A 14950-nucleotide genomic window follows, 5' to 3' on the forward strand; every position below is an offset into this window, starting at 1 on the left:
ATATAGTTTCATCAAAAAACTAATATCTAAGATTACTATTAGAAATTTTAATAAGCTCCACTGAATATCATTTTACTAAAAATTAGATTAAATAAGACGAGGAAATGGACTAACTTATGTTAGCTTGTCCACATTTCCTCGTCTCTTTACCTAGTTTATTTTTCAATTTTTCTAACCTTTGCACATTTTTAATTCATCTATAGAAATTACTTCATCTGTTGCCTGCCATATGTCCTTACTATGAGTAGCAATTATTATAATCCTACCTTCACTTTTCATTGCTAATAAAATATTTAATATTTCCTCAGCATTCATTGGATCTACTGATGCAGTTGGTTCATCAGCCAAAATTATTGGAGGGTCTTTTAGGATAAGCTTAGATAGGGCCACTCTTTGGCTCTCACCTCCAGATAAGGTATAAACTTTTGTATTAAGATTTATATATGATAAGTTCACTTTATCTAAGGCTTCTTTCTTTAATCTAAGCTTTTCATTTTTACTAAGTTTCTTTCCTACAAAGGCAAGGTCTAAATTATAATCAACACTTTCACTTTCGATTAATCCTAAATTTTGAAACAAATATCCCAGATAATCTCTAAAAAATTTGTGTTCATCAATCTTATCTAAATCAGTTGAGTTGTATAATATGGTGCCCCTATCTTTTTCTTCAAGCTTAGCTATAATATTTAATAAAGTTGTCTTTCCCGACCCGCTTTCTCCAACTATGGCATAGGTCTTATTGTCATGAAAATTAATATTTATATTATCAAAAATATTTTTTTCTCCAAAGCTCTTAGATAAATTCCTAATCTCAATCATCCTATTCCCCCTTTAAAATTGTCATACTTTGCTTATTCTCTTTTTTATTTTGAACATATAAAATTATGAGTGAATTCATAACAAAGACTAAAAATGTTCCTAGGCTCGCTGCTAAGTCATTGGTTAGCTTAAAGGAAGCTATTAAACTAAGTAAGAATATTATAAACTGCATTATAATAAAGCGCTTATGGATACCAAAGAAACTCAATCCAGATATTCTCTTTATGAAATTTTCTCTTCTAAATTCTTTGAAGTAGGTTATAACAATACTATTAAACAAGAGTAAGGATGTAAGTATAGTAAAAATACTTCCAATAATATTAAACCTAATATCTCTTATTTCGTCTGACAATCTCTCATAATAATCACTTCTGCTATTTTTTATATAAGAAACCCACTTTATGAGATTGTGATCTTCAAGGGTTTTGTGGCAATATTCATAGTTATCAAAAAATATAAAATTAGCTATCATATTATTCCAAAACATCAAACTACGATCACTAGATCCTGTAGATTTTGGACTTATAACTATAATAGCAGGGTCAATTAAATACTGCTTGTCTGTAATAATTGTTGTATTGAAGATAAATCTTTTTTGATTATCACTAACATATTCGACCTTTGCCTTAAAATCACCCTCACCACCAAAAGTTTCATTAACATAATCCTCATATATTTTTACAAGTGATTCTTCATTAGCCTTTGTCTTCTCAGGCAATATTAGTCCAAACTCTCCATATTTCAAATCAGAAAAGTCAGTTTTATGATTTACTTGTTCTTTTTCTAGATAAGTATTGGAAACAATTATGGTATTTCCATCTGGATCATACTTATCTAGATTAGCCCTAGTAGTCTCTATATCAGATCCAAAATAATTAGCAATATTACTATAAGCTAGTATCCACTTATCATCTTCAAAAGTATCATCTAAGTATTCATACCATTGATTCCATCTCTTTAAATCCTCTTCAAGGGAATCTGCGTGAGAATTTAAATTAAAAGTAATATTTACTGAATCAGGATATTCATCCCACTTACTAGCTGAAGTCTCAAGAGTTTTAATCTGTGGATAGGAAAAACTTGCAACTCTAAACTGATATGCCACTATTATAAACGATAAGATTTGAGAAATAACCAACACAGCCATGATTGACTTTATTGGTAGCCTTCCCTTGATGATTTGCATAAGATTCTCATATTTAATTATAGCAAAAAATAAAAATGAAACTATTAATGATACTAGTACAATACCTAATAAGTAAATGATAAGAGCTGTCAAAAAATATCTCATTATAGGTTCAATAAAAATATTATGTACTTTAAATAAAATGCCAAAAATAATCACATTCATTAGAAAAGCCAAAATAACAGTAATTAAATCATCTATAAAATCTTTAAGTAGCAGCATTGACTTTCTCTCTCCAGATATTAGCTTGATGCCATATTTAGATGTTTCATTTAGTCTATTAATTATAGATATAGCTAAAATAACAAAGAAACTTACTACAAGTATAAACATCATAGCAGGATATCCAAATAGCTCAATTACATTATCTAGGGAAGATCCATCTCCAAACTTTCTAGTTTGGTTACCATCTGCTGATAAAAAATTATATAATTCGTCCTGGCTTAAAGCTTTGCCTATGATAATATAAGTTGCAGCTAAATCATCGTTAATCTTTAGCACCTCATCAGAAGCAATGTTTATATAAGAAGGAGCTTCCTTATCACCAAAGGTCTTATAATAAAACTTAACTTCTCCGCTTTTTTGAGGTATGACTATTCTTTTAGCAATAATAACATCATTTTGATTAGCCAAGGCTTCCAAATCTTCCTCAAAATCAGATTTATCTATCTTTGGATTTACATAGTATAAATCTACAGTTGGAAATGATGAAAATATTGTCTGACTTTGTGTACCACTTATAAAAAAGTACAAAAGAGTACTCATTAGTAGCGATGATATGAAAATCACGATTTTTTTCATAATATCTCCTTATAAAAACTAGGCAGTAAATGAACCGCCTAGTTATATTTTACTATAAATTAAAATCCATAATAGAAATATGCTTTTTCTCCAATCTTAGTGTGTATAAAAGCTTGTGATGTATTACCTGCACCTGCATATTTTGTATCGTCTTTGGAATCACGCCCTCTTACTACTCTTGAGTAATGATATCTACTAGGATGGTAGTAGTTAGAAAAAGCGCCCCAGTTACCTACTTCATGAACTCCACCATATGACCAAATTCCGCCGTCTACTTCTACTGACGCAAATGCTACTGATGTTAAAAGTGTTGATAGTGAAACAATTGATAATATCGTTTTAATTTTTTTCATGTAATTCTCCTTTTACTTTTAAATAAATTCACATAAAATACTTTGATCAAAATATGATGCTTGTAATTTTTTGTTATCTTTTTTACTAATTAGCGGTTGAATCAACAAGATTACAATTAATATTTTAGCTATTACTTTCACTTTACCTCCTTCTATATTCATAGTATCATTTATAGTAATAATAGAACATGAACTAAAGTTATTATTATTTACTTAGAATTGACTTTTAGTATTTTTTATATATTTATAAAGGTGTTTTGATAAGATAAAAAATGAGTGTAACATATAACCCAACTTATATTAAAATAGGAGACCTTATAGCTACCAACAGAAAACTTCAAGGATATACTCAAGAAGAATTTGCCCATATTATTGGAATATCTATTAGAGCATTATCTAAAATAGAAAATGGATATAATCTCCCTTCATTATCAACAGCTAGTCTGATAGATTCACTACTAAATATTTCCATTATGGATCTATTAAGAATATTTACCGATAATCCTGAACAAAAAATCAGTATTCTATATAACGAATATAATCTTGCTCTTAATAATCGAGATATGGAAAATCTCATTGATATTTATAAAGAAGTTGAAAAATTAAGTAGTCTTGTAAATAAAGATTCTATACAGTACAAAAAATATCTATTTATAAAATCTTGGCACTTAATTAATTCTGGTGATATTGTGAATGCTTATCAAACTCTTGAAGCTGCATATAAGATTCAAATTATCAAATCGGAAGAGAATAGAATTTTAAATTATAAAATATATCTGTTAAAAGAATCCATTGCACCGGATTTAGAGACAAGTATAGACGGAATTGAAAGAGTTGCTAAATTATCAATGGATAATTTGATTAGAAAATCAAGTGAATTACAAAATCATCCTGAATTGAGAATGAAATATTTATATAATTCTTTAATAATAAAAATGGAAAATTTAGAAGATTATTCTATGAATCCATATATTTTAATCCCACTATTACAGATTGCACTAAAGCTCAATAGTTATACTACTTACTTTCAAACTATATTTTATAGAGGAATTTTAAATTACTATAATGGTACCACTTATTTTTATTTAGATATTGATGAGGCTCTTGCATATTTTTATATTCAAAAGAACCAAGTTTTCTTTGATTCTAATGTTGATTTCCTAAGAAAGACTATTCTTAAAACATATTAATTACTATACTAAGGCTAAAAAATTTATTAATAGTCATTTCTTTGCTATAATAGATTTATGACAAAGCTATTTTTAATAAGCTCCACTGCTGGGGCTACTGAATATCATTTTACTAAAAAACAAATAGAAGATGTATACAAAAAGTATGGCAGAGAAGATGAGATAATTGTCAAGGAGACTAGGTACAGGGGGCATCTTGAAGAAATTGTAAGGGCATTTTTGGCTTCTTCCTACCAAGATAAGGTGATTATCACTTTGGGTGGAGATGGGACTATCAACGAAGTTGTCAATTTGTGCCTAGGTAATGATGTAGCTATTGGTCTTATACCAACTGGGACTGGTAATGATTTTGCCAAAAACTTTGATTACAAAAATTTTAAGATTGAGGATACTTTTGACATAAGCATTAGACCCATAGATCTTATAAGGGTCAATGGCAAATATTGTGTAAATGTGACAAGTCTTGGCTTTGATACTGAAGTTTTAAAGACAGCTTATGATTATCTTGATAAGGATAAGTCTTTGGGTAAACGTGCCTATATCAAAGCAGTTGCTGATAGGGTCAAAAACTTGACCTACCAAGATCTTTCGATTAAGCTAAGCTTAGCCGATTCTAAATATATATATCTAAAAGATGAGTTTCTTGTTTCTGCTATATGTAATGGTGGCTACTATGGGTCTGGCTTTAATCCAGCTCCAGATGCGAAAATTGACGATGGGATTATTAATTTTGTCACAGCCAGGAGGTTTCCAAAATGGCAATTACTTCCCCTAATCTTAAAATATAAGCAAGGCAAACACCAGTCTTCAAAATACTTAGATGAATACCTGGTTAAATCAGGTCAAATCAAATCAGATAAGGATTTCTTGGCAAATATTGACGGAGAAATATTTTCAACCAATAATCTAGATTTTGAAGTAGTATCCAAAGCTATAAATTGGGCATTTTTTGAAAAATAAAAGTCTCCCTAGTTAGGGAGGCTAATTTTATCTTTTTATGAGAGCTAGTGATTCATAAGGTCTTAGCTTTATTTTTTCTTCTACTTCTACTTCTCCATAATTTCCTAGTAGATATTCGTAGTCTTTTATATCTGTCAGAATTTCACTTAATGAAAGTTCTACTTCTTCTCCGTAGAAATTGTTGAAGTTGATTAATTTCTGATTTTCATATTCTCTCATATAGGCAAAAATACTTGGGTGGTCTTCAAGTATTGGTTTATATGAACCATCTGATATAAGTTCCTCGTTTTTTCTTAGGCTAATCAGTTTTTTGTAGTAATAGTATACTGAATTTTGGTCTTCTATTGCCTTTGCTACATTTACTTTTTTGTAGTTGTCATTAACAGCAATCCAAGGTGTCTCATTTGAAAATCCTGCATTGTCGCTATCATCCCATTGCATAGGAGTTCTGGAATTATCTCTTGATTTTTTTCCTATTATCTTAAAGGCATCTTCATCAGATAGGCCCTTTTCTTTTAGCATTTTATATGCATTTTTTGATTCTATATCTCTATAATCCTCTATTGACTCATATACAGGGTCTGTCATGCCAATTTCTTCACCCATGTAAATATAAGGTGTCCCACGCATCATATGAATGGACTGGCCTAGCATAGTTGCACTTTCGTATGGATAGTTTTTGACATCTCCAAAGCGGTTGTTGGCTCTTGGTTGGTCATGGTTATTCCAAAATAGGGCATTCCAGCCTCCACCTTCTTCCATGCCTACTTGCCAATCATTAAATATTTCTTTTAATTTCATAAAGTCAAAGCTAGCATCTGTCCACTTATCTCCATTTTCGTAGTCAACCTTTAAGTGGTGGAAGGAAAACACCATGGAAAGCTCTGTGTCATCGTTTGACGAATACATGATAGAGTTTCTGATATTTGTTGAGCTCATTTCCCCTACTGTGATTATATCACTATGTTTACCAAAAGTATTATTGTTTAGTTCTCTAATCCACTTGTGAACTCTTGGTGTGTCAGTGTATAGAGGCTTTTCTTCCACAATGTTTCCATTGGAATCTTTTAAGATTTGATCTTTTCCTATGACATTTAGTACGTCAAATCTAAATCCCTTTATCCCCCTATCAATCCAATAGTTTACGATCTTAAATAATTCTTCTCTCACATTTGGATTGTGCCAGTTTAGGTCAGCTTGGGTCTTATCATATAGGCAAAGATAATATTTGCCAGTATCTCCAAATGGCGCCCAGGCTTCCCCTCCAAATTTGGACTCCCAATTTGTTGGAAGTGAACCATCTTCTTTCAGATCTCTGATGTAGTAAAAATCTTGGTAATACTTATCTCCTGCAAGGGCCTTCTGGAACCATTCGTGGTCTGTTGATGTATGGTTAAAAACCATATCAAACATGAGGCCTAGTTCATTTATTAGATTCTCTTTTTAATATAAGTGTGACTTAACTATTAAGCCAAATATATTCCCACTATCTAGAAATCTGGTATGTAATAGACATTTCTTTTTACAATTTAGAAAATAAAATGTCAGATGTACAAAATATCAGTTCACTTTTCAAGAATTACAGGTTTTAATTGTTAATAACATTATAAAAATTTACAAATAAATTTAATCACCTTTATGATTAAAAAATTAATTAAAGGGTAATAATTTAGAAACAGAACAAAAGATATCTATAAAGTGTGATTTTTTAGATTACTATTAAAAATTACATAGAAGTAGCAAATAGAGAAAAGGAGATAATATGAAATTAAAAACAGGGAAAAAAATTGTTATTTTAAATTTATTACTAGCATCTCAAGTTGTGTTCATGCCGTGCTCATTTGCTGGTGAAAAATCACATAGCCGTACTGAATATCAAACTACATTTACACAAAATATGCACCTTGCAAGTAATAATATAGAGATTGGAACATTAGCAGTTGATGGAACAAAATGGGCGGAAGGAAAAGTTGAATATATTGGGCAAGGTTCACATTTAGTAACAAATTATTTTTGGGTAAAAGGAAGCGACATGCCAAAATACAATGTTGTTGGTAGAGCTAGAAGAAAAGCTGTTATTGATAAATATGGATCAATCAATGAAAATGCCACTTATAAAATGAAGACAACTCAAAAAGTTAACATGAGTATGCAAACACAAGGTATTGTAACAGTGTCTGCTAAAGCATGGTGTTATGGTATAGATTTAAAAACTTATTAGATACTTTTGAAACCAGCATATAGACTATATGTTATCAAAAAAAATCATTAAAATTTTGAACCCTCTTAAGAGATAGGAATAATCTAGTTAAGAGGGTTTTTCATAATTAAAATCATACAATGAAATTTTATAAATAAATATTATGATAATCTTAAAAAGTAGTATTTTAAATATACTTTATCGTGATTTTGTGTATAACTTATTATATGTGGGTTGATTTTCATATGATATAACTATTCTTTATAACAATTTCTACATTAATGTTTGTATAAATTAGATAATCATTTAAGTCATTTACTTAAAGTACTTTGTAAAGTATATTTTAATTTCTTATAATTCGAAATATAAATATATCAGGATCATTTAATACAAAACGCATCCTTGTAACACAATGAGTTACCGATGAGATATTCGAATCTCCGCCAACATACTCATGAAGTTTACGAGCATCATCAATATATTTTCCCATAATTCCTCCTATATATATTAATAATATAATTATAATACATTTTTATATTATTGACAATATTTATCAATGTAATTTCATGTTAAATTGATGTAAATTATTTGATAATGATTATTGTGTATAAAAAAAGGGGCTGTTGCAAATTGATAGATATCTAACGTTCCATCATTGGAGTGCACTCCCAGAAAGTTTGAGGTTTAGCCCGCCGGCTCAGGGAGGCCAAACTTTGTGGGAGGGTTCTCGAATGATATAGGAACGATTTATCTATTTTGCAACAGCCCCTTAAATATGTTTGCTAACTATTCATCTTGTAGTTCTTGAACTTCTTGTTCTTCCTCAAGTTCTTTTCTTACATAATCTTCAGCTGCTTGGGTCATCTGTTCGTTATCAATATTTGACCTTTCGATTAATTTGTCTAATCTTTTCTTATCGGCTTTAGAAAAGTCTTCATTATCATCCATCTTTTTTCTCATGTAACTTCTTATGCCAAGACGTTTGTATTTTTCGTATTTTATAGAAGATTTCTCCCTATACCAGCTTATAAGCAATAAGGCCATCATAAACATACCTACGTAACCAATAATTGGATAAAATATAGAAACTAGCTTTTTGAAGCCTCCAAAGCTTAAAATAAAACCAACAAGGGTTAATGTGATTAGCATAATCCTAAAGCTTTTTTCACTATCATTTGAAAATCTTCTAGCTAGTGCATAAAAAAGTGAAATCCCAGTATTGAAAATCATACCAAATATTACAAGGGCCATCAAAAAGCCTAGGATTGGATGAATACTATTGATAACACTTAGCATAGGTATGTCAAGCTGTCCAACTTCATCTACACGTATAAATAAAGTAAAAGAAATAAGCACTCCCAATATACCAGCTATGGCTCCACCAAGTAGCCCACCGATTCCAGCTTCCCTAGGGTCAAGTTCTTCTCCACCTAGGACGAAACCCATTGAAACTCCACTCATCAAACACATACCATAATAATTAAATATTGCAAAAACTACATTATTAAAGTTTGATGGTAGGCTTTTCGCAACTGAATCCAAATATGACCAATCTGGCTGGTAATTTATGAAAGTATAGATAGAACCGATCAAAGTAAAGACTATTATCATTGGAGTAAAAGAACCGATAATTCTTGAAACTTTTTCAAAATCTAACAATCCTACAATTATAATCATACTGGCACAAACAACCTGGCCAATCCATTTTGGTATATCAAAGGCTTGATTTAGGTTTGATCCAGCTCCTGCTATCATTACAAAACCTATAACAAAGCAAGTAAAAATAAGTGCCAAATCCATAAATTTGCCAATAAATTTGTTGGTAATCTCTCCAAATACATCAGAATGGTCTGTAGCCATATAGTGACTTCCTAATTGGAGCAATACTCCCCCAAACAATATATGAAGTATGCCAACTATAGAAATCCCAACCAATCCTGGTATTCCTAGTGAAATAAAATATTGTAGGAGCTCTTGTCCTGAAGCAAGACCTGCACCAGTAACAACCCCTACATAAGCAAACATAATAACTATTGATTTTTTACTCATAAATCCTCCGAGTATACAATATACTTTAATTATGTCTATATACCAAAGATTGTTAATAAATATATTATAATCTTCACATACAAAAGAGGCCTTGCTAGTGCAAAAGCCCCTCTTTAGTCAAGTCTTATTTAATTTCTTTGAGCAATTCTCTTAGATACTCGTTGACTCTTTGAACAGATGCGATTTCAACCTTTTCTTCTGGTGAGTGAGCACCTGTGATGTTTGGTCCTATAGATATAATGTCTAGATTTGGATACTTTTCATAGAAGCAACCACATTCTAGGCCAGCGTGGATTACGATAGTTTCGAATTCCTTACCTTCTAGCTTTTTGTAAACTTCTTGAGCTAGTGGTCTAAGTTTTGAATCTTCTTTGTATTCCCAGCTTGGGTATTCTGAGTCAATATTATATGCAAAGCTTGTTTCTTCCAAAACTTTAGCAATCTTTTCTCTCAATTCTTCCAATTTTTCGTTGTTAGAAGATCTTAGGGAGATTTCACTTACTAATTTTCCTTCTTTTTCTCTTACTAGGGCAAGGTTGTCAGATGATTCTACAGTTTCATTGTCTTCCATAAGGGAGTTAACTCCTGTAGGCATGTCATTTATCATCTTGATTAGTCTTTGTGATAGATCTTTGGAATAAGATTTGCCTTTTGCCTCAGCAATTTCAACTTCCATTTCACCTAGTAGGTCAGCGTGTTTTTCTAAAATGTCTTTTTTAGCATCTTCTAGAGCTTCTTTGCTTGCTCCATAAACTTTTACGCTTCCTTCTGATGGTATAACATTGTCTAGGTTACCAGAGTTAAATTCGCCAATTGTTATATCTTCTTTGATATTTGCTAGTAATTCTCCGATGATTTTTACTGCATTTCCTCTTTTTTCGTGGATTTGCATACCTGAGTGTCCACCTAGAAGTCCTCTTAGTTTGATTTCAAATCCTTCTTTTTCTTCCAAATCTTTGAGTTCTTCTTCTACGAAAAATGTGATTCCACCAGCAGATCCTACTGTAAGGATTCCTTCTTCTTCTGAGTCTATGTTGATTAGGTAGTCACCTTCTAGAACATCGTCAGCTAAGGCTATGGCACCTGACATACTTGTTTCTTCATCTGTTGTTACAAGCAATTCTATTTGTGGTCCCTCGTAGTTTTCATCTTCTAGTAGTGCAAGTCCCATCGCTACTGCTATACCATTGTCAGCTCCAAGTGTTGTATCTTTTGCTGATAGGTATTCTCCCTCAATTACAGGTATGATAGGGTCTTTTGTAAAGTCGTGGTCAGAGTTTTCTGTTTTTGATCCAACCATATCCATGTGACCTTGAAGTATTACTTTTGGTGCATCTTCATAGCCTTGTGATGCCTTTCTTTTTAACACTACATTTAGTGAGTCATCTTGGTAGGTTTCCAATCCTAGTTCTTTACCAGTAGCTATTAGAAAATCTGACACTTCTTGTTCATGCTTACTTGGTCTTGGAATATCCATTAATTTTTTGAAGTAGTAAAAAACTCTTTGTGGTTGTAAATTTTCCATTATTTATCTCCTTTGGCATTTGCTAAGATTATGTTCTTGATAACATTGACAGATTTTTCCATTATATCAACAGATACTATTTCGTATCTACCATGGTAGTTGTAACCACCTGTAAATAGGTTTGGTGTTGGAAGTCCCATATATGATAGTCTTGCTCCATCTGTGCCACCTCTGATTGGTTTTACTATTGGAGTGATGCCTTCTTTTTCTATAGCATCTTTTGCAAGATCTATAATTTCCATATGTGGTTCTACTTTTTCCCTCATATTGTAGTAGGAATCTTCGATCTTGATATCAATGATATGACCGTATTTTTCATTTAAGAAATCTACTGATTTTTCTAGCATCTCTTTCTTTTGATTAAATGTTTCAGTGAAGAAGTCTCTGATGATATATGCCACATCTACTTCTGCAGATGTTCCATGGATTTCATCTAGCATATAGAAGCCTTCGTAGCCTTCAGTATATTCTGGTCTCTCATTTACTGGTAGCATTTGATTTAATTCTAATGCTACTAATAGGGCGTTTACCAAAACATTTTTAGCTGAACCTGGGTGAACAGATTTTCCTTCGATATGAATATCAACACTTGCTGCGTTGAAGTTTTCGTATTCTAATTCTCCAACTGGTCCACCGTCTATGGTATAGGCAAAATCAGCACCAAATTTTTCAACATCAAATAAATCTGCTCCCCTACCTATTTCTTCATCTGGGGTAATGCCTATTTTGATGTCTCCAAAATCTTGGTCCCTATTTTCCATAAAATATTTGGCAACGGTCATGATGATGGCAATACCTGCCTTATCATCTGCTCCAAGTAGGGTTGTACCATCTGTTGTCACTAATTTGTGGCCTACAAGGTCTTTTAAGAATGGGAATTCTTCTTCAGTTAATTTGTACTTGTCGTTAAGTACTATATCTCCACCTTTATATTTTTCAACTACTTGTGGATTGACATCCTTGCCTGTTATCTCTAGGGCTGTATCCATGTGGGAAATAAGTCCTATAGTTGGAACATCTTTATTGGTTCCCTCTATACTTGCATAAACATAGCCATGCTCATCCATGTGAGCATTGTCAATGCCCATTTCCTTAAGGTCATCAACTAGAACCTTAGCAAGGTCTAGTTGGCCAGGAGATGATGGACAAGACTCGTTCTTATCATCACTTTGAGTGTCATAACTTACATATTTTAAAAACTTTTCTAACATATATCCTCCACTTTATTAAATCATGGTTTGAACGCCAAGCATCACTACGCTTAGGATTAATATTATACCCATTAATGGCAATATAAATTTAATCCATTTATTATATGATACATCAACCATTTCTAGTGTTGCAAGGATTAATCCTGTTGGAGCAATAATTGCCATCCAACCTTGACCAAAATTATATGCTGAAACAACTACATCACGACCAATAGATACTGTATCTGCTAGTGGTGCAATGATTGGCATTGAAAGTGTTGCAAGTCCTGATGATGATGGGATAAATATTCCTAAGAATGAGAATAGAACCATTTGTACTGTTGAGAATAATACTCCATTCATTCCACTGATGATATTTGATGCATTGTATAGTAATGTATCAGAAATCATACCATCATCTAGTATTATATTAATCGCTCTTGCCACACCTATGATAAGTGCTACTGAAACTAGGTCTGCTGCACCGTCCAAGAATGAGTTTACAGCCTTTTGTTCACCTAGTCCTGATAAAATCATAAGTAGTATACCTACAACTAAGAATAGGGTACTCATTTCTTCAAACCACCAGTCAAGGTTCATAACACCATAGATCATAACTGGGAAAGCTAACATAAATACAACTAACATACCAATTCTTCTAAAATTAAATGGAGCAGTATGTTCAGGGTCGTAGTTTTCTAGATATTGTTTTCTGATCCTAGGCATCTCTTCAGCTATAATTGACTTAGATGGATCATTTTTAACTTTTTTAGCATATCTATAGATATAATATAAACTGATAGCTTGGCCAATAAGTAGGGTTATTATTCTTATATTCATACCTTCCTTAAAGCTGATACCAGCAGCATTACTAGCTACAACAACTGAGAAGGCATTTGTGGTTGAAAACATAGTACCTATTGAAGAACCCATATATATGGCTGCAATAGTAACCATAGCATCATAACCGGATGCTAAGAATATTGGCATAAGAATTGGATAAAAGGCAATCGTTTCTTCTGCCATACCAAATGTTGTACCACCAAGGGCTATTAGTGAAGATATAATAGCTACCATCAAGAACTCTTTACCTTTAGTCTTTCTGGATAGGGCAGCTATACCTGCATCAAAGGTTCCAGTTGTATTAAGTACTCCTATACAACCTCCCAGTAATAGTACAAAGACGATAATACCAATAGAATCTGCTATACCATCTATAGGTGCTCTAGCAACTTCAAAGAAGCCTTGTGGACTTTGTTCAAGTTTGTGATAAGAACCAGGTATAGCAACAGGTTTTTTGATATCTCCTCTTACAAAGTTTTCAAGTGGTACTGTTACATTTAGTTCATCTAGTACTTCTTGACTAGCCTCTAGGCTTGTTTCTTCACCATCGCTTCCTATTCTTACAAACTGGCTGTTTTCGCTATCATATTGCAATCTATCATAGGATCCAGCTGGGATTACATAAGTAAGAACTGCCGCAATAATTAATACAATAAATAATACCGTAAAAGCAGTAGGAAATTTCCTTTCCTTTTTCTTTTTTTTAGCAACTTCGCTCATAATTAAACCTCCTAAAATTTATGAAAACGTTAATCGTTACTATTATAGTTTAACATTTATACAAACTTTGTCAATTATTTATTTATATGTAAAAAAATGAATAATTACAAATTGATGATAATGATTGATAAATCTCAGAGAATTTGCTTGAGATCTTAGAATGAAGATGGATTTATGATAAAAAAAGAGCAGACTTAGTGTCCGCTCTTTGCTATTTATTAAATTATTTTATAACCTTTGTTACAACGCCTGATGCTACTGTTCTTCCACCTTCACGTACTGCGAATCTTAGTCCTTCTTCTAGGGCTATTGGTTTTTGTAGGCTGATTTTGAATGTTGCGTTGTCTCCTGGCATTACCATTTCTACGCCTTCTTCTAGTTGAATGTCGCCTGTTACGTCTGTTGTTCTGAAGAAGAATTGTGGTCTGTATCCGCTGAAGAATGGTGTGTGACGTCCACCTTCATCTTTGGTTAGTACGTATACTTGTCCTTCGAATTCTGTGTGTGGGTGTACGCTGTCTGGTTTTGCTAGTACTTGTCCTCTTGAGATTTCGTCTCTTTGTACGCCTCTTAGTAGGATTCCTACGTTGTCGCCTGATTCTGCTTGTTCTAGAGATTTGTGGAACATTTCTACGCCTGTTACTACTGCGCTTGATGTTTTTTCTGTTAGGCCTACGATTTCTACTGTGTCGCCTACTTTTAATGTTCCTCTTTCTACTCTTCCTGTTGCTACTGTTCCACGGCCTGAGATTGTCATTACGTCTTCTACTGGCATTAGGAATGGTTGGTCGTTGTCTCTTTCTGGGATGTCAAAGTAGTTGTCTACTTCGTCCATTAGTTGTAGGATTTTGTCTGACCATTCGCCTTCTCCACCTTCTTGTAGGGATTTTAGGGCTGATCCTACTACTACTGGGCAGTTGTCGCCGTCGAATTCGTATTCGTTTAGTAGGTCTCTTACTTCCATTTCTACTAGTTCGATTAGTTCGTCATCGTCTACTTGGTCTTGTTTGTTTAGGAATACTGCGATTTTTGGTACGCCTACTTGTCTTGCTAGTAGGATGTGTTCTCTTGTTTGTGGCATTGGACCGTCTGCTGCAGATACTACGATGATTGC

At 32.6% G+C, this 14950-nt stretch carries 13 protein-coding genes; 3 read left to right on the forward strand and 10 right to left on the reverse strand.

Features of this window, described 5'->3' with window-relative positions:
- Positions 1-171: 171 nt before the first annotated feature.
- Genes QNH69_RS09245 through QNH69_RS09255 form a run of 3 tightly spaced genes read right to left on the reverse strand, consistent with a single transcriptional unit; the run spans position 172 to position 3159 of the window.
- Positions 172-819 carry a putative bacteriocin export ABC transporter gene (locus QNH69_RS09245; RefSeq protein ID WP_282930162.1) on the reverse strand — a complete coding sequence of 216 codons (648 nt, stop codon included), beginning with the start codon at positions 817-819 and terminating at the stop codon, positions 172-174.
- Between the two features lies 1 nt (position 820).
- The gene (locus QNH69_RS09250) at positions 821-2806 is read right to left on the reverse strand and encodes a DUF1430 domain-containing protein (RefSeq protein ID WP_282930163.1); all 1986 of its coding nucleotides are present in this window, start codon (positions 2804-2806) and stop codon (positions 821-823) included.
- Positions 2807-2865: 59 nt separating this feature from the next.
- Positions 2866-3159, reverse strand: a complete 294-nt coding sequence (locus QNH69_RS09255; RefSeq protein WP_282930164.1) for a lactococcin 972 family bacteriocin — start codon at positions 3157-3159, stop codon at positions 2866-2868.
- Positions 3160-3431: 272 nt separating this feature from the next.
- Between QNH69_RS09255 and QNH69_RS09260 the strand changes: the two genes are divergently transcribed.
- A complete protein-coding gene (locus tag QNH69_RS09260) occupies positions 3432-4349 on the forward strand; it encodes a helix-turn-helix domain-containing protein (protein WP_282930165.1) in 918 nt (305 codons plus the stop codon).
- A gap of 57 nt (positions 4350-4406) precedes the next feature.
- Positions 4407-5309 carry a YegS/Rv2252/BmrU family lipid kinase gene (locus tag QNH69_RS09265; RefSeq protein ID WP_282930166.1) on the forward strand — a complete coding sequence of 301 codons (903 nt, stop codon included), beginning with the start codon at positions 4407-4409 and terminating at the stop codon, positions 5307-5309.
- Between the two features lie 27 nt (positions 5310-5336).
- On the opposite strand, the gene QNH69_RS09270 is transcribed toward QNH69_RS09265, so the two are convergent.
- Positions 5337-6722, reverse strand: a complete 1386-nt coding sequence (locus QNH69_RS09270) for an alpha,alpha-phosphotrehalase (protein WP_282930167.1) — start codon at positions 6720-6722, stop codon at positions 5337-5339.
- 349 nt (positions 6723-7071) lie between these two features.
- Between QNH69_RS09270 and QNH69_RS09275 the strand changes: the two genes are divergently transcribed.
- On the forward strand, positions 7072-7530 hold the full coding sequence (locus QNH69_RS09275) for a hypothetical protein (RefSeq protein WP_282930168.1): 459 nt from the start codon (positions 7072-7074) through the stop codon (positions 7528-7530).
- 322 nt (positions 7531-7852) lie between these two features.
- On the opposite strand, the gene QNH69_RS09280 is transcribed toward QNH69_RS09275, so the two are convergent.
- The 6 genes from QNH69_RS09280 to QNH69_RS09305 form a co-directional block, all read right to left on the reverse strand.
- Positions 7853-7999, reverse strand: coding sequence for a PTS transporter subunit EIIB (locus QNH69_RS09280; protein ID WP_282930169.1), 147 nt, complete (start codon positions 7997-7999; stop codon positions 7853-7855).
- Between the two features lie 296 nt (positions 8000-8295).
- Positions 8296-9558, reverse strand: a complete 1263-nt coding sequence (locus QNH69_RS09285; protein WP_282930170.1) for a hypothetical protein — start codon at positions 9556-9558, stop codon at positions 8296-8298.
- 124 nt (positions 9559-9682) lie between these two features.
- Positions 9683-11083, reverse strand: a complete 1401-nt coding sequence (gene pepD, locus QNH69_RS09290) for a beta-Ala-His dipeptidase (protein WP_282930171.1) — start codon at positions 11081-11083, stop codon at positions 9683-9685.
- The gene (gene pepT / locus QNH69_RS09295; protein WP_282930172.1) at positions 11083-12294 is read right to left on the reverse strand and encodes a peptidase T; all 1212 of its coding nucleotides are present in this window, start codon (positions 12292-12294) and stop codon (positions 11083-11085) included. Before pepT ends, pepD begins: the two co-directional genes overlap by 1 nt.
- 15 nt (positions 12295-12309) lie before the next feature.
- On the reverse strand, positions 12310-13836 hold the full coding sequence (locus QNH69_RS09300; protein ID WP_282930173.1) for a YfcC family protein: 1527 nt from the start codon (positions 13834-13836) through the stop codon (positions 12310-12312).
- A gap of 223 nt (positions 13837-14059) precedes the next feature.
- Positions 14060-14950 (reverse strand): elongation factor Tu (locus tag QNH69_RS09305; RefSeq protein ID WP_282930174.1); only part of this gene is annotated, 891 nt, incomplete at its 5' end.

It is taken from the genome of Anaerococcus sp. Marseille-Q7828 (assembly GCF_949769285.1).
GTDB lineage: Bacteria > Bacillota > Clostridia > Tissierellales > Peptoniphilaceae > Anaerococcus.

Coding starts and splice junctions, on each gene's coding strand:
- QNH69_RS09245 (WP_282930162.1), bottom strand. CDS start 819: ATGATTGAGATTAGGAATTTATCTAAGAGCTTTGGAGAAAAAAATATT.
- QNH69_RS09250 (WP_282930163.1), bottom strand. CDS start 2,806: ATGAAAAAAATCGTGATTTTCATATCATCGCTACTAATGAGTACTCTT.
- QNH69_RS09255 (WP_282930164.1), bottom strand. CDS start 3,159: ATGAAAAAAATTAAAACGATATTATCAATTGTTTCACTATCAACACTT.
- QNH69_RS09260 (WP_282930165.1), top strand. CDS start 3,432: ATGAGTGTAACATATAACCCAACTTATATTAAAATAGGAGACCTTATA.
- QNH69_RS09265 (WP_282930166.1), top strand. CDS start 4,407: ATGACAAAGCTATTTTTAATAAGCTCCACTGCTGGGGCTACTGAATAT.
- QNH69_RS09270 (WP_282930167.1), bottom strand. CDS start 6,722: ATGTTTGATATGGTTTTTAACCATACATCAACAGACCACGAATGGTTC.
- QNH69_RS09275 (WP_282930168.1), top strand. CDS start 7,072: ATGAAATTAAAAACAGGGAAAAAAATTGTTATTTTAAATTTATTACTA.
- QNH69_RS09280 (WP_282930169.1), bottom strand. CDS start 7,999: ATGGGAAAATATATTGATGATGCTCGTAAACTTCATGAGTATGTTGGC.
- QNH69_RS09285 (WP_282930170.1), bottom strand. CDS start 9,558: ATGAGTAAAAAATCAATAGTTATTATGTTTGCTTATGTAGGGGTTGTT.
- pepD (WP_282930171.1), bottom strand. CDS start 11,083: ATGGAAAATTTACAACCACAAAGAGTTTTTTACTACTTCAAAAAATTA.
- pepT (WP_282930172.1), bottom strand. CDS start 12,294: ATGTTAGAAAAGTTTTTAAAATATGTAAGTTATGACACTCAAAGTGAT.
- QNH69_RS09300 (WP_282930173.1), bottom strand. CDS start 13,836: ATGAGCGAAGTTGCTAAAAAAAAGAAAAAGGAAAGGAAATTTCCTACT.